Origin of the sequence: Sphingomonas sp. G-3-2-10 (assembly GCF_012927115.1) — a bacterium.
Lineage (GTDB): Bacteria > Pseudomonadota > Alphaproteobacteria > Sphingomonadales > Sphingomonadaceae > Sphingomonas.
Window position 1 is genome coordinate 1319602 of the sequence record NZ_JABBFY010000001.1, and the last position, 17171, is coordinate 1336772.

At 66.9% G+C, this 17171-nt stretch carries 18 protein-coding genes; 10 read left to right on the forward strand and 8 right to left on the reverse strand.

Going from position 1 to position 17171, the window contains the following annotated elements:
• Positions 1 to 2 precede the first annotated feature (2 nt).
• From HHL13_RS06635 to HHL13_RS06665, 7 genes are all read left to right on the forward strand, one after another.
• Positions 3 to 1349, forward strand: coding sequence for a protein adenylyltransferase SelO (locus HHL13_RS06635; protein WP_169554923.1), 1347 nt, complete (start codon positions 3 to 5; stop codon positions 1347 to 1349).
• A gap of 71 nt (positions 1350 to 1420) precedes the next feature.
• Entirely contained in the window at positions 1421 to 2836 is a 1416-nt protein-coding gene (gene astD / locus HHL13_RS06640) for a succinylglutamate-semialdehyde dehydrogenase (protein WP_169554924.1), read from the forward strand.
• 332 nt (positions 2837 to 3168) lie between these two features.
• Positions 3169 to 3384 (forward strand): YdcH family protein, encoded by a 216-nt coding sequence (locus tag HHL13_RS06645; RefSeq protein WP_169554925.1) that lies wholly within the window; start codon positions 3169 to 3171, stop codon positions 3382 to 3384.
• 8 nt (positions 3385 to 3392) lie between these two features.
• On the forward strand, positions 3393 to 4109 hold the full coding sequence (locus HHL13_RS06650; protein WP_169554926.1) for a Bax inhibitor-1/YccA family protein: 717 nt from the start codon (positions 3393 to 3395) through the stop codon (positions 4107 to 4109).
• Between the two features lie 6 nt (positions 4110 to 4115).
• Positions 4116 to 4433: a zf-TFIIB domain-containing protein gene (locus HHL13_RS06655; protein WP_169554927.1), complete on the forward strand. Its 318-nt coding sequence runs from the start codon at positions 4116 to 4118 to the stop codon at positions 4431 to 4433.
• Between the two features lie 158 nt (positions 4434 to 4591).
• Positions 4592 to 5551, forward strand: a complete 960-nt coding sequence (locus HHL13_RS06660; protein ID WP_346775490.1) for an alpha/beta hydrolase — start codon at positions 4592 to 4594, stop codon at positions 5549 to 5551.
• A gap of 81 nt (positions 5552 to 5632) precedes the next feature.
• Positions 5633 to 6940: a cellulase family glycosylhydrolase gene (locus HHL13_RS06665; RefSeq protein ID WP_169554929.1), complete on the forward strand. Its 1308-nt coding sequence runs from the start codon at positions 5633 to 5635 to the stop codon at positions 6938 to 6940.
• A gap of 81 nt (positions 6941 to 7021) precedes the next feature.
• Here the strand turns inward: HHL13_RS06665 and def are convergent, their stop codons facing one another.
• Positions 7022 to 7546: a peptide deformylase gene (def, locus tag HHL13_RS06670; protein ID WP_169554930.1), complete on the reverse strand. Its 525-nt coding sequence runs from the start codon at positions 7544 to 7546 to the stop codon at positions 7022 to 7024.
• Between the two features lie 197 nt (positions 7547 to 7743).
• Complete coding sequence (gene recR / locus HHL13_RS06675; protein ID WP_169554931.1) at positions 7744 to 8340, reverse strand: recombination mediator RecR; 597 nt, start codon at positions 8338 to 8340, stop codon at positions 7744 to 7746.
• Positions 8341 to 8529: 189 nt separating this feature from the next.
• Here recR and fmt point away from each other — a divergent pair, with 189 nt between their 5' ends.
• Both fmt and truA read left to right on the forward strand, forming a co-directional pair.
• Positions 8530 to 9495 (forward strand): methionyl-tRNA formyltransferase, encoded by a 966-nt coding sequence (gene fmt, locus HHL13_RS06680; RefSeq protein WP_169554932.1) that lies wholly within the window; start codon positions 8530 to 8532, stop codon positions 9493 to 9495.
• Entirely contained in the window at positions 9492 to 10232 is a 741-nt protein-coding gene (truA, locus tag HHL13_RS06685; protein WP_169554933.1) for a tRNA pseudouridine(38-40) synthase TruA, read from the forward strand. The genes fmt and truA overlap by 4 nt, the downstream gene beginning before the upstream one ends.
• Before the next feature lie 126 nt (positions 10233 to 10358).
• Here truA and HHL13_RS06690 read toward each other — a convergent pair whose 3' ends face one another.
• From HHL13_RS06690 to HHL13_RS06715, 6 genes are read right to left on the reverse strand one after another with little or no spacing between them, the layout of a single operon-like run.
• Positions 10359 to 11570: a class I SAM-dependent RNA methyltransferase gene (locus tag HHL13_RS06690; protein ID WP_169554934.1), complete on the reverse strand. Its 1212-nt coding sequence runs from the start codon at positions 11568 to 11570 to the stop codon at positions 10359 to 10361.
• A complete protein-coding gene (locus tag HHL13_RS06695; RefSeq protein WP_169554935.1) occupies positions 11561 to 12958 on the reverse strand; it encodes an NAD(P)H-hydrate dehydratase in 1398 nt (465 codons plus the stop codon). The genes HHL13_RS06690 and HHL13_RS06695 overlap by 10 nt, the downstream gene beginning before the upstream one ends.
• Positions 12955 to 13395, reverse strand: a complete 441-nt coding sequence (locus tag HHL13_RS06700; RefSeq protein ID WP_206376854.1) for a hypothetical protein — start codon at positions 13393 to 13395, stop codon at positions 12955 to 12957. Before HHL13_RS06700 ends, HHL13_RS06695 begins: the two co-directional genes overlap by 4 nt.
• Entirely contained in the window at positions 13376 to 15097 is a 1722-nt protein-coding gene (gene ilvD / locus HHL13_RS06705) for a dihydroxy-acid dehydratase (protein ID WP_169554936.1), read from the reverse strand. The genes HHL13_RS06700 and ilvD overlap by 20 nt, the downstream gene beginning before the upstream one ends.
• 19 nt (positions 15098 to 15116) lie before the next feature.
• Entirely contained in the window at positions 15117 to 15836 is a 720-nt protein-coding gene (locus HHL13_RS06710) for an N-formylglutamate amidohydrolase (protein ID WP_169554937.1), read from the reverse strand.
• Positions 15836 to 16567 (reverse strand): enoyl-CoA hydratase-related protein, encoded by a 732-nt coding sequence (locus HHL13_RS06715; RefSeq protein ID WP_169554938.1) that lies wholly within the window; start codon positions 16565 to 16567, stop codon positions 15836 to 15838. The genes HHL13_RS06710 and HHL13_RS06715 overlap by 1 nt, the downstream gene beginning before the upstream one ends.
• A 212-nt stretch (positions 16568 to 16779) precedes the next feature.
• Between HHL13_RS06715 and HHL13_RS06720 the strand changes: the two genes are divergently transcribed.
• Positions 16780 to 17169 carry a hypothetical protein gene (locus HHL13_RS06720; RefSeq protein ID WP_169554939.1) on the forward strand — a complete coding sequence of 130 codons (390 nt, stop codon included), beginning with the start codon at positions 16780 to 16782 and terminating at the stop codon, positions 17167 to 17169.
• Positions 17170 to 17171 lie beyond the last annotated feature (2 nt).

A 17171-nucleotide genomic window follows, 5' to 3' on the forward strand; every position in this document is an offset into this window, starting at 1 on the left:
GCATGGACTTCTCTCCGCAACAGGCGATCCTCACCCTAGGCGACGCATTCTACGATCCGGTCGCCCCGGCCGATTTCCCGCAGACGATCCTGCGATTCCGTAACGACCGCGCGGCGGCGACGGTCGGGCTGGAGGGGTTGAGCGACGAACAATGGATCGCCCATTTCGGCCGCTTCCAGCCGTTCGAGGGCAGCCTGCCCCGCCCGCTGGCGCTGCGCTATCACGGCCATCAGTTCCGCGTGTACAATCCCGATATCGGCGACGGGCGCGGCTTCCTGTTCGCGCAGATGACCGGAGAAGACGGCCGGCTGATGGATTTCGGCACCAAGGGTTCTGGCCAGACCCCGTGGAGCCGCTTCGGCGACGGCCGCCTGACGCTGAAGGGCGGCGTGCGCGAGATCCTCGCCACCGAAATGCTTCAGGCGCTCGGCGTGAACACGTCGAAGACCTTCTCGCTGATCGAAACCGGCGAAGCGCTTCATCGCGGCGATGAGCCCTCCCCCACCCGCTCCGCGGTGATGGTCCGCCTGTCGCACAGCCATGTTCGCATCGGCACCTTCCAGCGGCTCGCCTATCTCAAGGATACGGAATCGATGCAGGCGCTGGTCGATTACGTCCTGCGCAATCTCTACACGGTCGATCCCGGCGAGAACCCCGCGCTAACCCTGCTCCAAAATTTCATCCCGCGCTGCGCCGAACTCGCCGCGAGCTACATGATCGCGGGTTTCGTCCACGGCGTGCTCAATACCGACAATATCAACCTCACCGGCGAGAGCTTCGACTACGGCCCGTGGCGTTTCACTCCAGAATGGGAGCCGGGCTTCACCGCCGCCTATTTCGACCAGCAGGGCCTCTATGCATTCGGCCGCCAGCCCGAGGCGATCTTCTGGAATGTGATGCAGCTTGCGGGCACGCTGCGCCTGCTCTCCGACGAAGCGCCGCTGATCGCCGCGCTCGACACCTTCCCGGACGCCTATGAAGCCGCGCTCACCGCTGCGATGATGCGCCGCCTCGGCATCGCCGCCACGCCGCTCGCCAACCCCGCGGCGCTGATCCTCGCGATCGACAGCACGCTGCGCGAAACCAGGCTGCCGATCGACCGCTTCTTTTTCGACAGCTTCGGCGGCCGCGCGCCAGACGGCGCGGCCTTCGACGAAATCCGCGCCCTGATCGCCGATTTCGTGCCGGTGCGGACGCGCGATCATCCCTACTGGTCCGATGCCGGGCCCTGCTCGATGCATATCGAGGAAGTCGAAGCGATCTGGTCCGCGATCGACGAACGCGACGATTGGGGTCCCCTCCACGCCAAAGTCGCCGCAATCCGCCGTATGGGAACGGCACTCGCCTAGCGGGTGTGGCGTCTCGCTTCGATTTGGTGCAATAGCGCCTGACTGTCTCAGAAAGCCGACCAAAAACCTAAATGCCCGGCCTCGAAATCATCTCGACCGAACCCGCGACCGGCGCGGTTCTGTGGCGCCAACCCGCAGGCGATGCCGACACCGAAGTCGCACACGCACGCCGAAGCTGGGCCGAATGGGCCGCGCGGCCGCACGCCTATCGCATCGAAGCGATGCGCCGCTTCGCCAATGTCGTGCGCCAGAAAGCGGACGCCTTCACCGACCTGCTCGCCCGCGAAACCGGCAAGCCGATCTGGGAAGCCCGCACCGAAGTCGAAACGGTCATCGCCAAGGTCGACATCTCGGTCGCCGCCTATTCGCAGCGCACCGGCCAGACCCGCATCGAAGCGCCGATGAACACCCGCGTCGCTCTGCGGCACAAGCCGCACGGCGTGCTCGCGGTGCTAGGCCCCTATAATTTCCCGGCGCATCTGCCCAACGGCCACATCGTCCCGGCCCTGCTTGCGGGCAATGCGGTGGTGTTCAAGCCATCCGAAAAGACACCCGCCAGCGGCGCGTTCCTCGTCGATTGCTATCACGCCGCGGGCATCCCCGAAGGCTGCGTCCGCCTGCTGATCGGGGGCCCCGATCAGGGCAAGGCGCTCGCCTCGCATCCGGATATCGACGGCCTGCTCTTCACCGGCTCGGCAAACACCGGCATCGCGCTCAACCGCGCCTTCGCGACCAAACCCGAAAAGATTCTCGCGCTCGAAATGGGCGGCAACAATCCGATCATCGTGTGGAACACGCCCGATCTCTATTCGGCCGCGGTCCTCATCGTGCAGTCGGCCTTCACCACTGCCGGCCAGCGCTGCACCGCCGCGCGCCGCCTGATCGTCGATCAGAAGCTGTACGATCCGCTGATGGCCGAAGTGAACAAGCTCACCGGACGCCTGATCATCGGCGAGCCCCATGCCGATCCCGCCCCGTTCATGGGTCCGGTGATCGACAACGACACGGCCGACATGCTGACCGAGAGCTTCCTGACGCTCTCCACGATGGGCGGCCGTCCGCTGCGCCATATGGAACGCCCGATCGAGGGCCGCCCCTTCCTCACCCCCGGCATCATCGACATGACCGCAGCACGCGAAGCGCCCGACGTCGAGCTGTTCGGCCCGATCCTCCAGGTCTATCGCAAGGAGACGTTCGAGGATGCGATCATCGAAGCGAACAACACCCGCTACGGCCTCTCGGCATCGCTGGTGAGCCAGGAGCCCAAGCTGTACGACCAGTTCTGGGCCAATATCCGCGCCGGCATCGTCAACTGGAACCGCCCGACCAACGGCGCCTCCAGCTCGGCCCCGTTCGGTGGCGTGGGCTGGTCGGGCAACCACCGCCCCAGCGCCTTCTACGCCGCGGATTACTGCGCCTATCCGGTGGTCAGCTCCGAAGCCGAACAGGCCCGCGCGGCGATGGGCGTAGGCCTGAGGGACGCCTAGTAAATTCCTCCCCGGCACGGGGAGGGGGACCAGCGAAGCTGGTGGAGGGGCCGCCGGGCGAAGCACGGCGGGGCAACACTCGCCCCGTCCCGCCGACCTCGGGAAATACTTCCTCACAATCCCGCCCCGCCTCCCCCTTGAAACCTTCCGCCCCTGCCCCTAGTTTGATCCTTGCGGGACCGGGCCCCTCTGGCGGCTGCTTCACCTGAAGCGTCGTGATGTCGGACCGCATCGAGCAAGCTCGGTGCATGGTTCGTTTTGGCTCCCAAGGCCCAAAAACCTCCTCACCACCGAACCGGCTCGATCGATGAACAATCGATGGAGTGGCTAGTATGAGTGACCTGATCCAGCGCCTGATCGCGGCGCACCAGATTTTGAACCGCGAGATCCGCCGCGAGCTTTCGCGCCGTCTCCCCGATCAGCTCCGGCTGAAGCGGCTCAAGATCGAGCGGCTGGCGATCAAGGACCGGCTGTTCCGGCACTTTCCCGATGCAAGCGAAATGCACCGCGTGGTGCGTGGCGTGATCCGCCGCGCGCGTCACGCATAGGAGTCAAAATGGAAAACTTCTCTCAGTTCAACCGCACTGCCGCTGCCGGCGCGCAGGCCCGTTTCGATGAGGGCCTGCGCAAGCACATGCTCGGCATCTACCGGAACATGGGTATCGGCTTGCTGGTCACCGCGCTCGTCTCGATGGGTGTCGCCAGTTCGCCGGCGGCGCTTGCGCTGATTTTCGGCACCCCGCTCAAGTGGGTGGCGATGTTCGCTCCGCTGGCCTTCATCTTCTTCTTCCAGTTCCGGATCGAGCGGATGACGACGGCCGGCGCCCAATTCGCCTTCTTCGCCTTCTCGGCGGTGATGGGCGTGTCGATGGCGGCGATCTTCGTGGTCTATACCGCGACCAGCATCGCCAGCGCCTTCTTCGCGGCTTCGGCGATGTTCCTGGGCCTGAGCCTCTGGGGATACACCACCAACCGCGACATCTCCGGCTGGGGCAGCTTCCTGTTCGTCGGCCTGCTCGCGCTGATCGGCGTCAGCATCGTCAACATCTTCCTCGGCTCGGGTTCGCTCCAGATCCTGATCTCGGCGATCGGCGTGGTGATCTTCGCCGGCCTGACCGCCTATGACACCCAGCGCATCAAGAGCGAGTATATCGCCTATGCCGGGCATCAGGGGCTCGAGAAGATGGCGGTAATGGCGGCCCTGTCGCTCTACCTGAACCTGATCAACATGTTCCAGTTCCTGCTGGCCTTCATGGGCCAGCGCGAGGAGTAAACGCAGATGTCCGGTAATTTCACCTGCCCCGTCGACGGCACCAAGCTCGTCGCGATGGAGCGTCAGGGGATCGAGATCGATCATTGCCCCTCTTGCCGGGGCATCTGGCTCGATCGCGGCGAACTCGACAAGATCATCGAGCGGAGCGCGGCGCAACTGGCGCCCGCTCCGGCGCCGGCCCCGCAGCCGCAGCCGCAGCAGTATGACCGCCAGCCGTCCTACGACCGGCAGCCGCACTATGATGATCGCCGGCCGCATTATGGCGACCAGCATCACTACAAGCACAAGCGCAAGAAATCCTTCTTCGAGGAGCTGTTCGACTAGTTCCGGCGAAGGCGCCGCCGGCCTGGCCCCCTTGGCCGGCGGCGTTCCCATCTCAGGCCCATTCCGGCGGGTGGACATCCCCGCCGCAATTTTCGGCTCCATAATCCCGAACGCAAATGGTAAGGCCAATTTTGGCACAATGCGCGGGGAGGAACCGAGTGGTATTACCAGAAGTCAGCGTCACTCGCCGGGCATTGCTCGCGGGCTCCGCCGCGACCGCCGCGACGCTCTCCGTGCCTGCTCTGGCAAACCCGATCGAACGCTTTCCGATCTGGCCCGGTTCGCCTCCCGGCGGCGAAGGGCTCAGCGTGCGCGACGAAGTGGTCAAGCGTTCGCCGAACGGCCCGGCCGACGACATCGCCTGGCCGCATGTCGCGACTCCCATGCTCAACGTCGTGCCCGCGCCCGTGCCCAATGGCGGCGCAATCCTCTATATTCCGGGCGGCGGCTATGCCCGCGTGGCGGTGGGCCGCGAGGGATCGTCGATCGCCCGGGCCTTCGCGGCGCGCGGCTACACCGTGTTCGAGCTGCTCTACCGCCTCCCGCGCGATGGCTGGGCCGCCGGGCCGGACGTGCCGTTGCAGGACGCCCAGCGCGCGATGCGGCTCATCCGCGCCGGCGCGGCCAAATGGCGGATCGATCCCGCCCGGGTCGCAGCGATGGGCTTCTCCGCCGGGGGCCATCTCACTGCCCGGCTCGCCAGCCGTTCCACGCTGAAGACCTATGAACCCGTCGATGCCGCCGATGCCCAGCCCGCGCGTCCCGCCGTCGTGGGGCTGTTCTTCCCGGTCATCACCATGACCGATCCCGTCGCGCACGCCCATTCGAAGCGCGAGCTGCTGGGCGGGAACGCGACGTCCGATCGCATCGCCCGCTTCTCGGCGGAGAACGGCCTGCCCGCCGATATGCCGCCAACGCTCGTCGCCCATGCCGCCGACGATCCGGTGGTCAGTCCCGCAAACAGCCTGACGATGTTCGCCGCGCTCCAGGCTGCCCGTATCCCGTCCGAACTGCACATCTTCGAGAAAGGCGGCCACGGCCTGCCCCTCAGGGAAGCGGGCAAGGACCATCCCTGGCCGGGCCTGTTCGAGCGCTTCGCGCGCAATCACGGGCTGTAACCGCACGGGCCTGCATCGCCCTTCCAAAACCCGCTCCGCGCGCTATCCTCGCTGCAAATCAAGATCGGAGAGGGGCAAGAGATGATCACCAGAAGGTCGATCCTGACCAGCGCAGCGGCCATTACGACAACGTTGACTGTGCCAACCGCCGCCACGGCGAAACCGGCCTCGTTCGTCCGCCGCGACGGTGCGAAGCTCACCCTCGACGGCAAGCCCTACCGCTTTGCCGGCGCGAACCTCTGGTATCTCCCCTGGCTGGGCGCACCCGCCGTCTATGGCAATCGCGACCGACTCCGCCGCGAGCTCGATACGCTGGCCGGGATCGGCGTCACCAACCTGCGCATCGCCGCGGGCGGGGAGGATTCGCCGCTGAAGAACTCGGTGAAGCCCGCATTCCGCACCAGCGGCAAGGCGTGGAACCCGGATCTCGTCGCCGGCCTCGATTACACCCTTGCCGAGATGAAGCAGCGCGGGATGCACGCGGTGCTCTACCTCACCAATTTCTGGGAATGGTCGGGCGGGATGATGACCTATTTGTCCTGGGTGAATGGCGGGAAGTTCATGGACATGAACGACCCCGCGCATCCCTGGCCCGAATTTCCGAACATGACCGCGCAATTCTACGCCAGCGACGCAGCGGTCGGCCTCTATCACGACTGGGTCCGCTACATCGTCGAGCGGCATCGCGGCGATCCGACGATCATGGCATGGCAGCTCGCCAACGAGCCGCGCCCCGGCGGCGACGCGGCGGTCGCGGCCCGGTTCGGCCCGGCCTATAATCGCTGGATCCAGAGCACGGCGAAGCTGATCAAGTCGATCTCGCCCGATCATCTCGTCTCGACGGGGAGCGAGGGGCTGAAGGGCGCAGTCGAAAGCCTCGACGTGCTGCGCGCCGCCCATGCCTTTCCCGAGATCGACTATCTCACCGCGCATATCTGGCCGCTCAACTGGAGCTGGGTCGATGCGAAGGACCTGCCCGGCACCCATCATGCCGGGGCGGCAAAGGTGGCGGAATATCTCGAGCAGCACGAAACGCTCGCGCGCGAGATGGGCAAGCCGCTGGTGATCGAGGAATTCGGCTATCCGCGCGACGGCGGCGGCTACGATCCGCAGGCCAGCACCGCGTTCAGGGACCGCTATTACCGCCAGATCTACGCCGCCGTCCTCGCCAGCGCGCAAAAGGGCGGACCGGTCGCGGGCAGCAATTTCTGGTCCTGGAACGGCGAGGGCCGCGCGGTGCATGGCGACCACCGCTTCCGCACCGGCGACACGTCATGGCTGGGCGACCCGCCGCATGAGCCACAGGGCTGGTACGGCGTCTATGACAGCGACACGACGACACGCGCGCTGATCGCGGAACATGCCAAGGCGCTGGCGGCGGTCGTCTAAAACGAACAGCTTCCTCACCCCGGACTTGTTCCGGGGTGAGGAAATCATGCCGGATGCCCCTCGAAAGAGAGGGGCCGAACCTCAGGCCGCCTTGCGCGCCTTGTTCAGCTTCTTGAGGATCATCTCGCGCTTCAGCCGCGACAGGTGATCGATGAACACGATCCCTTCCAGATGGTCCATCTCGTGCTGGATGCAGGTCGCGAGCAGGCCCTCGAAGGTTTCGTCATGGGCCGCGCCTGTCTCGTCCATCCACTTCACGCGGCAGCGCGCGGGGCGTTCGACATCGGCATATTGATCCGGCACCGACAGGCAGCCTTCGGTATAGACCGACTGTTCCTCGGCCGGATCGAGAATCTCGGGATTGATGAAGACGCGAGGCTCGCGGATCGGCTTGCCTTCCTCGTCTTCCTTCTCCTGCAGGTCCATCACGATCAGCCGCTTGGGCACGCCGACCTGGATCGCCGCCAGCCCGATGCCGGGCGCGTCGTACATCGTGTCGAACATGTCGTCGATCAGCGCGCGCAGTTCGTCGTCCACCGTGTCGACAGGCGTGGAAACAATGCGCAGCCGGGGATCCGGCACTTCGAGAATGGGGAGTAGGGACATGGGGCGGATTTAGTCGCGACGCGCCTGCTTCGCAAGGAAGAGAGATTGCCGTATTCCAAAACTACCGTGCTCCGGCGAAGGCCGAGCGTCGGCAATCGCAGCCCGGCATCGGCCAACGCTCCGGCCTCCGTCGGAGCACGATTGGCTTGCCGCACACTTCGGCGCCGAACGCCGAGCACAAATCCGCAGCTAGGAAATCACGCCACCGGCCGCCGCGCGCGCAGCGCCTGCGCCAGCGTGCCTTCGTCCAGATAGTCGAGTTCGCCGCCCACCGGCAGCCCATGCGCCAGCTGGGTGACGCGCACCGGATAGGTCTCGATCCGCTCGGCGATATAATGCGCCGTCGTCTGGCCCTCCAGCGTCGCGTTCATCGCCAGCACCACTTCGTCGATCCCGCCCGCAGCGATCCGGCGGACAAGGCTGTCGATCGAAAGATCCTCGGGCCGCACCCCCTCCAGCGCGGACAGCTTGCCGCCCAGCACATGGAAGCGCCCGGGAAACAGCCGCGACCGGTCGAGCGCCCACAGATCCGCCACTTCCTCGACCACGCACAGCGATCGCGCATCGCGGCGCGGATCGGCGCAGATCGCGCACGGATCGGTCGTATCGACATTGCCGCACGTCCCGCAGGTGCTCAGCCGCTGGCTCACCTGACTCAGCGCGGAGAGCAGCGGATCGAGCGCCGTCTCGCGCTTCTTGAGCAGATGCAACACCGCCCGCCGCGCCGAACGCGGCCCCAGACCGGGCAGCCGCGACAGGGCCTGAGTCAGCGCTTCGATTTCGGGGGATGCCATGCGGGAGGAGATAGCGATGGCGGAACGAAAAGGAAACTGTTCACGCAACACCACCCCTGTTCGCCCTGAGCTTGTCGAAGGGCAGTCCTCCTTCTCTCCCGATGGTCGAAAGAAAGAACGGTGCTTCGACAAGCTCCGCACGAACGGGGGTGGTTGCGAGCGTCACGCCTAAGCGACTAGGGCACCCCCATGCGGATCATCTTCATGGGCACCCCCGAATTCTCCGTCCCCGTGCTGCAAGCGCTGGTGGACGCCGGGCATGACGTCGTGGCGGCGTACAGCCAGCCCCCGCGCGCTGGCGGCCGCCGTGGCAAGGCGCTCACGCCCTCCCCCGTCCACGCCCGCGCCGAAGCGCTCGGCATCCCGGTCCACACGCCCCTGTCCTTCCGCAAGGAACCCGGCGCGATCGAAGCGTTCGCCGGACACGAAGCCGATGTCGCGGTCGTCGCTGCCTATGGCCTGATCCTGCCCGTCGCGGTTCTTGAGGCTCCCAAGCATGGCTGCCTCAACGTCCACGCTTCGCTCCTCCCCCGCTGGCGCGGCGCCGCGCCGATCCAGCGCGCGATCCTCGCCGGAGACACAGAGACCGGCGTCGGCATCATGCAGATGGAAGCCGGCCTCGACACTGGCCCCGTCCGCCTCGAAGGCCGCACCCCCATCGCCGCCAGGACCGCAGGCGAACTCACCGACGAACTCAGCGCGATGGGCGCCCGGCTGATGGTCCAGGTCCTCGCCGATCTCGACGCCCACCCGGCGGTCGCCCAGCCCGAGGACGGCGTCACCTACGCCACCAAGATCGACAAGGCCGAAGCCCGGCTCGACTTCACCCAGTCGGCGGAGCAGGTCGAGCGCCAGATCCGCGCCTTCAACCCCGCCCCCGGCGCATTCTTCGAGCTGAACGGCGAACGCTTCCGCGTCCATGCCGCCGATATTCTCCCTCTCCCGTCGGGGGAGAGGGTCGGGGAGAGGGGCATGGTGATCGATCCAGCGTCCCTGCCCCTCTCCCAACCCTCGCCCCGATGGGGAGAGGGCTTTGTGATCGCCTGCGCCGCCGGCGCGATCCGCCCTACCCTCGTCCAGCGGGCCGGCCGCGGCGTCATGACGTCACAGGAACTCCTCCGCGGCTTCCCCATCCCCGCCGGAACGCAGCTTTGACTCGCTTCGCCCTCACCATCGAATATGACGGCCGCCCGTTCATGGGCTGGCAGCATCAGGATCATGGCCCCAGCGTCCAGCAGTCGATCGAGGACGCGCTTCATGCCATCACCGGCGAGGATGCGCTGGTCCATGCCGCGGGCCGCACCGATGCCGGCGTCCACGCCTTCGCCATGCGCGCACATACCGAGATCGCGAAGGACATCGCCCCGTTCCGCCTGATGGAAGCGCTCAACGCCCGCCTCCGCCCCGATCCGGTCGCGATCAATGCCTGCGAAGTGGTCCCCGACGACTGGCACGCTCGCTTCTCGTGCATCGCCCGCCATTACGAATACCGCATCGTCCAGCGCCGCGCGCCACTGACGTTCGAAAAGGGCCTCGCCTGGCGCATCGCGAACGAACTGGATTCCGACGCCATGCACGAAGCCGCGCAGCGCCTCGTCGGACGCCACGACTTCACCACCTTCCGCTCGGCGCATTGTCAGGCCGACAGCCCCCTGCGCACGCTCGACCGGCTCGATGTGGTCCGCACCGGCAACCGCATCAGCGTGTTCGCCTCGGCCCGTTCGTTCCTGCATCATCAGGTCCGCTCGATGGTCGGCTGTCTCAGCCTTGTCGGGCAAGGCCGCTGGACCCCCGACGACATGGCCGCCGCCCTCGAAGCCCGCGACCGCGCAAGGCTCGGCCTCAACGCCCCGTCGGACGGGCTGTATTTCGTGAAGGCAGACTATCCCTGAATCCCTCTCCCTTTGGGAGAGGGAAAGAGCGACCGAAGGTCGCGGAAGGGTTAGGGCAGAACGACCGCCCTCACCCTTCCCACCGCTTCGCGGCGGGCCCCTTCCCTCTCCCGATGGACGAGGGAATTACCGAGAGAATTTCGCCGCCAGCTCGACATGCGTCGACCAGCGGAACTGCCCCACCGGCTGGATCCAGTCCAGCCGATAGCCACCCTTGCACAAAATCTCCGCATCGCGTGCAAAGGTGCTGGGATTACACGAAACAAAGGCGACCACCGGCACCTTGGATGCCGCCATCTGCTCGACCTGCTCCTTCGCCCCGGCCCGCGGCGGATCGATCACCACCGCGCCGAAATTGTCGAGGTCGCTCGCCGTCACCGGCCGGCGGAACAGGTCGCGATGGTCCGCGAACACCTGCCGCCGCGCCAGCCCCGCCGCGGCCTTCAGCGACATGATCGGATCGCGCGCCGCCTCGGCCGCATAGATCTTCGCCTTGGGGAAAGCGAAGGTGAACGTCCCCAGCCCGGCGAACAGATCGGCCACCGCTCCGGCACCGCCCACAATCTCCTGCGCCACCGCCACCAGCGCCGCTTCGCCCTCGGGTGTTGCCTGCAGGAAGCTCCCGCCCGGAAACGGCACCGGAACACCGCCCCCAATTCCTTTGGCAAGCGTCACCGTCACCGGATCCGGCTCCCAGCGCGAAACCGGCCCGAACCCCTCGTCCATCGCCAGCCGCGCCAGCTTGTGCCGTCGCGCAAACCCGGTCAGCGCTTCCGCCGCCGCCAGCCCCTCGGCTTCCAGCCCGTCGATCAGCACGTCGCGCCCCTGATCGGTCAGCGTCATATGCACGTTCACCCGGCGCGATCCCGGCATCATTGCCGCCAGCAGCCCGCGCATCGGCCCGACCATCGCAAACAGCTCGGGGTCCAGCACCCAGCATTCGTCCAGATCGATCAGCTTGTGGCTGCCCGCTTCGGTAAAGCCCAGATGCACCTGCCGCCCGCGCCGCTCGGCATGCAGCGTCGCGCGCCGCCGCGTCTTTGGCGGCGACAGCAACGGCGCGCGGATCTCGGTCTCCAGCTTGTGCTGCCCCAGCGCACCCGCGATCCGGTCGGCGATGAAGCCGCTCCACGCCGCATCGTCGAGATGCTGGAGCTGGCACCCGCCACAGGCCGGGAAATGCTTGCACGGCGGCGTCTGCCGGCTCGGCCCGGGGATCAGCCCGCCCTCAGCCGTCACCCGGTCCCCCGGCGCCGCCAGCGGCACATGCCGCCCGTCACCGGTCACGCCATCGCCGCGCCCGGCGACGCGAACGATCAGATCATCATTCAAAGACATTCGCTAACCGCTTGCGGGATATGGCCGATCAACGCATCGGCAATGAAGGAAGGCCCCGCGATACGCGCTGCAGCGGCGTGAAGCCAGACCGCGCTTTCGGCCGCCGCCAGCGCCCCGTCGCCCGCCGCTACCCGTGCCGCCAGCAGCCCGGCCAGCACGTCCCCCGTCCCGGCAGTCGAGAGCCAAGGCGAAGCCTGCGCCAGCACGCGAACCTCGCCGCGCGGCGTCGCGATCACCGTATCGCCGCCCTTGTGAATGATTGTCGCCTGCGCCTCCGCCGCCGCCGCCAGTGTCCGGTCGATCTTGCTCCCCTCGCCTTCGCCGAACAACCGCTCGAACTCGCCCGAATGCGGCGTCAGCCATGCCGGCGCGGTCCGTGCCTGCAGCCAGCGCCCGGCATTGCGCCCCAGCAGGCTCAGCGCATCGCCATCCAGCACCAGCGCCGCCTTGGCGTTCAGCGCAGCCTTCAGCATCCCCTCGGCCCGCCGGTCGCGCCCCAGCCCCGGCCCGATCACCACCGCGCCGATCCGGGGATCGTTCAGCGCATCGGCCAGATCTTCCGCCCCGCTCACCGCGCGGCGCACCAGCGCATCGATCCGGCTCTGCGGCTCGGCGCCCATCAGTGTGACATAGCCCGCCCCGCCCGCCATCGCCGCGCCGGCCGAAAGCCGCGCCGCGCCGGGCATGAGGTTCTCGACCACCGCGACCATCCCGCGGCTATATTTATGGTCATAGGCGCTCGGCGCGCTCAGCCTGGGCCGCGCCACCGTCCGCCAGCCGCCATCCACCGGAATCCCGATATCGGCGAGCAGCACATGCCCGCATTTCTCCAGCCCGGCATTCAGCACATGGGCGGGCTTCAATGCCCCCAGCGCCACCGTCGCGCTCACCCGCGGGGCGCCCAGATCGGCGCCGCTGTCGCTGTCCAGCCCCGAAGGCAGGTCGATCGCCAGCACGAACTCGGCCGCCTTGGCCAGATCGGCGAACAGCGCGCGCGGCCCGCGCTCCAGCGCCCGGCTCATGCCCGTCCCGAACAATCCGTCGATCAGGAACGGACGCGGCCGCGCTTCGTACAGCGAAGTCGTGACGCCATCCCATTTGCGGAACATCGCCCGCGCCGCGTCGGTCTGCGGCTCGCCCATCGCGGAAACCACGACGTCATGCCCCGCCGCCTTCAGCACCCGCGCCGCGACATAGGCATCGCCGCCATTATTGCCCGGCCCGGCCAGCACCAGGATCGGCCGCCCGATGGCGAAGCGCGCCGCTTCCATCGCGATCGCCGTGCCCGCGTGCTCCATCACGTCTTCCTGAGCGACGGTGCGGAACAGCTGATCTTCGGCCGCGCGCATCTCGTCGGCGGTCAGGATCGGGGCGCCCGTGGGGATCATTTCGCGGCCTTCCCGGCCGGTTCGGGTGTGGGAGCTGGCTTCTTGCCGTCACCCACCGTCGCCGGCAGGCGATAGCGCGCGCCGCCCAGCGCAACCTCGATCAGATCGGGCGCCAGCACGGTCACCACCGCTTCCTCGGCGCCGTCCGCCGCGACAACGCCGCGCCCGTCCTTGGTCACCAGCAGCCGGCGGAACCCGCCATCGGGATGGCGCAGCGTCAGGAACAGCCCGTCCTGCGTCTCGGTCCGGTCGATTGCGCAAACATAGGCAAACGCAGTCTCGCCTTTGGCCGAACATTCGATCCGCCCCTCGGCCTTGCCGATGGCGCTTTTATGCTCAGCCGCCTTCGCATCGGCGACTTTGTCCGGCACGTTGAAATAGTCGCAGCCCGTCAGCAGCAGGAGCAGTCCGGCGGTACTAGATATCCGCGTAAACATGGGTTTCGGCGCTGGCTCCAGGGTGCGTTACCGCGCCCTTATAAGCAGGACCGACATTCTGCGCATAGCGCCACAGCGCGCCCGCCTGATAGTTGTTCACACGCGGCTTCCAAAGTTTGCGCCGCTCCGCCAGCACGGCCTCATCCACCAGCAGGTCGATCGTGCCGCTCTCGGCGTCGATCCGGATGATGTCGCCATCCTCGATCAGCGCGATCGGCCCGCAATCGGCGGCTTCCGGGCCGACATGGCCGATACAGAAGCCTCGCGTCGCCCCGGAGAAGCGCCCGTCGGTGATAAGCGCCACGCTCTCGCCCATGCCCTGCCCGTAAAGCGCGGCGGTGGTCGACAGCATCTCGCGCATGCCCGGGCCACCCTTCGGCCCTTCGTACCGGATGACGATAACTTCGCCCTCTTTGATCGTACGGTTCTCGACCGCGGCAAAGCACGGCTCCTCACGGTCGAACACCCGCGCCGGACCTTCGAACACCAGATTGTGGAGGCCCGCGACCTTCACGATCGCCCCTTCGGGCGCCAGCGATCCGCGCAGGCCCACCACACCGCCGGTCGGCGTGATCGGAGTCTTCGCGTCGTAGATCACCTTCTGGTCGGGGTTCCACGTCACCTGGTCGATATTCTCGGCCAGCGTCTTGCCGGTCACGGTCATGCAGTTGCCGTGGAGATAGCCTTCGGCCAGCAGCGACTTCATCAGCATATACACGCCGCCCGCGTCATACATGTCGCGCGCCAGATATTGCCCGCCCGGCTGCAGGTCGGCGCAATAGGGCGTGGTCTTGAAGATCTCGGCCACGTCGAACAGGTCGAACTCGATCCCCGCTTCGTTCGCCATTGCGGGCAGATGCAGCCCGCCATTGGTGGAGCCGCCGGTCGCCGCGACGATGCGCGCGGCATTTTCGAACGCTTCGCGGGTGCAGATGTCGCGCGGGCGGATATTCGCCGCCAGCAGCTCCATCACCTGCGCGCCCGCAGCCACTGCGATCTGTTCACGCGTGGAATAAGGTGCGGGCACCATGTTGCTGTTCGGCAACGACAAACCGATAGCTTCGCCGACGCACGCCATCGTGTTTGCGGTATATTGCCCGCCACAGGCGCCGTGGCCGGGGCACGCCACGCGCTCCAGCTCGTGAACCTCGCTGATCGGGCAGTTCCCCGCCGCGTAACGGCCTACCACCTCGAACACGTCCTTCACGCTCACATCCTTGCCGTGGAAACGGCCGGGAAGGATCGATCCGCCATAGACGAAGATGCTCGGCACATTCAGCCGCAGCATCGACATCATCATGCCGGGCAGCGACTTGTCGCACCCGGCAAAGCCGACCAGCGCGTCATAGCAATGGCCGCGGACGCTCAGTTCGACCGAATCGGCGATCACTTCGCGGCTGGCCAGCGAGCTGTGCATCCCCTGATGGCCCATCGCGATCCCGTCGGTCACGGTGATGGTGTTGAACCGCCGCGGCATGCCGCCGCCCTGCTCCACGCCCTTGCGCGCGGCGTCGGCCTGCGCGTCCAGCGTGGTGTTGCACGGCGCGCTGTCATTGCCGGCGCTGGCAATGCCGACAAACGGCCGGGCGATCTCTTCTTCGGTGAGGCCCATCGCATAATAATAGCTGCGGTGCGGGGCGCGCTCGGGGCCGACGGAGACGTGGCGCGAGGGCAGGCGGGATTTGTCGAAACGCTGAGTCATGGTGCCGCGCCCTATGTCGTCAACCGGCGCGGTACGCAAGAACATTACGTAAATGCGCCGCTAATTGACTTAAAATATCCACCCATTGTTGCACGCCAGCCGCATCGCGGATCAGATCGTTGCGGATTTCGATGGCAATCGACGGGATGCCGTGCGCCTCGGCATGGCGGTTCAGCGTCGCGTTCAGCAGCTTGCCCGAATAGGGTTCATTGTCCCCGGTCGGCAGCCCCTGCCCCCGCAGCCACTCGATCGCCGGCCGCGCCAGCGTCTCGTCCTCATTGTACAGGATGCCGACTTCCCACGGACGATCGCTGCCGCCGAAGTTGAGCCGGGGCGTGAAGCTGTGGATCGACAGGATGAAGGCCGGACGCCGCGCCGCGATCCATGCTTCGATGGTTGCGTGATAGGGGACGTGAAACCGGTTGAATCGTTCTTCACGATCGATCTCAACATTACCCGGTATCTCATGGCCATCGCTTGAATGCGGGATCAGATTGGGATGATCCGGCTCGCGGTGCAGATCGAGCACCAGCCGCGACACCCTGCCCAGGATCGCGGGTGCCTCCAGCCGCGCCGCCAGCCCCCGCGCGACGTCCGCCGCGCCGATGTCGATCGCGATATGCAGGTCGAGCAAGCCAGCTTCCACGCCAAGATCTATATCGTCGGGCACAAAGTTCGAGGCGTGGTCGCACAACAGCAGCAGGTCGTCCGCTCGACCTTCGACAACTTCCGCATCCATTAAAAGACTGGCCTCCGCCGCTCCCGAAACGCCGCATATCCGGTGGCGAATTCCTCGCCCGAAAAGGCTGCGTCGAAATCCGAATCCAGTGCGATGTCGGTGGGATCGGCCAGCGCCCGCTTGAGCAGCTTCATCGCCCCCGGCGCATTGGCCGCGATCCGGTCGGCAAAGGCCCGCGCCAGCGGCTCGGCATCTTCCCAGCGCAGCTCGACCAGCCCCATCGCCAGCGCATCCGCAGCATCCACGATCTCCCCGGTGAACAGCATCCGGGCAGCATTTCCCTTGCCGATCTGGGCACTCAGCCGCGCGACATCCTCGCGCGGATAGCCGATTCCAAGCTTGGCCGGAGTCGCTGCGAATTGCGCGCCCTCGCCCGCCACGCGCAGGTCGCACGCCAGGATCAGCGCCACCGCCGCGCCGTAACAGCCGCCATCCACCACCGCGAGGCTGGGCATGGGCAGGCTCGCCACCGCTTCGATCCCCGCCCGCATCGCCTCGCGGAACCGGGTCGCGTCGCCTTCGGAAAAGCCGGAAAATTCCGTGATATCCGCGCCCGCGGAGAAGATCAGCGGCACTTCGGACCGCAGGATCACCACCCGCACATCGCTCGCCGCCAGCGCCCGCGCGGCATCGGCCAGCGCCAGCCATCCGGCAGTGGGCAGCGCATTGCGCGCCTGGGGTCGGTCGAGGGTGAGGGTCGCGACATGCCCGTCGCGGTCGGTGCGGATCATGGGCATGCTCTGCCCCAACCGGCGGCGTCTGTCACCGGGCCTGATCGGCCGGGGATGGCGCGAGCCGAGGCTCGGACCACCGACGGACGTCCCGCTCCTGGCGTCTGATCCGCTGGGGCCAGTATAGGCCGGGGATTGCAAACAGCGGCTTACCGGGATTGGTAAACCGCCCCGCGGGCTGTAGTCCCGACGCAAGCAAAAAGGGGGAGGCCATGAAGATCCTGGCAATGATCTGCGCCGTGACCCTCTGCGGCTTCGCGCTTCTCATCGGCACGATGATGCTCCTGGGCACCTCGCTGGCGGTCACGCTCGTCTCCGCGCTCACCGGCGCCCTGCTCGGCTGGTGGCTGACCCGGTTCGCGCCGCGCTGGTCCGGCGTTCGCGTGATCTGGGTATCGTCGGCCGCCCTTCCCCTGTTCGTCTGGCTGGTCGCGCTCGGCATCGACTATGGCCATGCCTTCTACATGCGCTGGTTCCATCCCGGCGAATCGTTCATGGGCGGCTTCTCGATCATCCTGTTCCTGCCCTGCTGCATCGGCATCCTCAGCGGTCTCGCGGGCGCCGCCATCGCCAAGGCGTGGACACGGCGCAGCATCGCCTGAGG

Coding starts and splice junctions, on each gene's coding strand:
- def (WP_169554930.1), bottom strand. CDS start 7,546: ATGTCCCTACTCCCCATTCTCGAAGTGCCGGATCCCCGGCTGCGCATT.
- HHL13_RS06665 (WP_169554929.1), top strand. CDS start 5,633: ATGATCACCAGAAGGTCGATCCTGACCAGCGCAGCGGCCATTACGACA.
- HHL13_RS06710 (WP_169554937.1), bottom strand. CDS start 15,836: ATGGATGCGGAAGTTGTCGAAGGTCGAGCGGACGACCTGCTGCTGTTG.
- HHL13_RS06690 (WP_169554934.1), bottom strand. CDS start 11,570: ATGTCTTTGAATGATGATCTGATCGTTCGCGTCGCCGGGCGCGGCGAT.
- HHL13_RS06645 (WP_169554925.1), top strand. CDS start 3,169: ATGAGTGACCTGATCCAGCGCCTGATCGCGGCGCACCAGATTTTGAAC.
- recR (WP_169554931.1), bottom strand. CDS start 8,340: ATGGCATCCCCCGAAATCGAAGCGCTGACTCAGGCCCTGTCGCGGCTG.
- HHL13_RS06635 (WP_169554923.1), top strand. CDS start 3: ATGGACTTCTCTCCGCAACAGGCGATCCTCACCCTAGGCGACGCATTC.
- HHL13_RS06720 (WP_169554939.1), top strand. CDS start 16,780: ATGAAGATCCTGGCAATGATCTGCGCCGTGACCCTCTGCGGCTTCGCG.
- ilvD (WP_169554936.1), bottom strand. CDS start 15,097: ATGACTCAGCGTTTCGACAAATCCCGCCTGCCCTCGCGCCACGTCTCC.
- HHL13_RS06715 (WP_169554938.1), bottom strand. CDS start 16,567: ATGATCCGCACCGACCGCGACGGGCATGTCGCGACCCTCACCCTCGAC.
- HHL13_RS06655 (WP_169554927.1), top strand. CDS start 4,116: ATGTCCGGTAATTTCACCTGCCCCGTCGACGGCACCAAGCTCGTCGCG.
- fmt (WP_169554932.1), top strand. CDS start 8,530: ATGCGGATCATCTTCATGGGCACCCCCGAATTCTCCGTCCCCGTGCTG.
- HHL13_RS06650 (WP_169554926.1), top strand. CDS start 3,393: ATGGAAAACTTCTCTCAGTTCAACCGCACTGCCGCTGCCGGCGCGCAG.
- HHL13_RS06700 (WP_206376854.1), bottom strand. CDS start 13,395: ATGTTTACGCGGATATCTAGTACCGCCGGACTGCTCCTGCTGCTGACG.
- astD (WP_169554924.1), top strand. CDS start 1,421: ATGCCCGGCCTCGAAATCATCTCGACCGAACCCGCGACCGGCGCGGTT.
- HHL13_RS06695 (WP_169554935.1), bottom strand. CDS start 12,958: ATGATCCCCACGGGCGCCCCGATCCTGACCGCCGACGAGATGCGCGCG.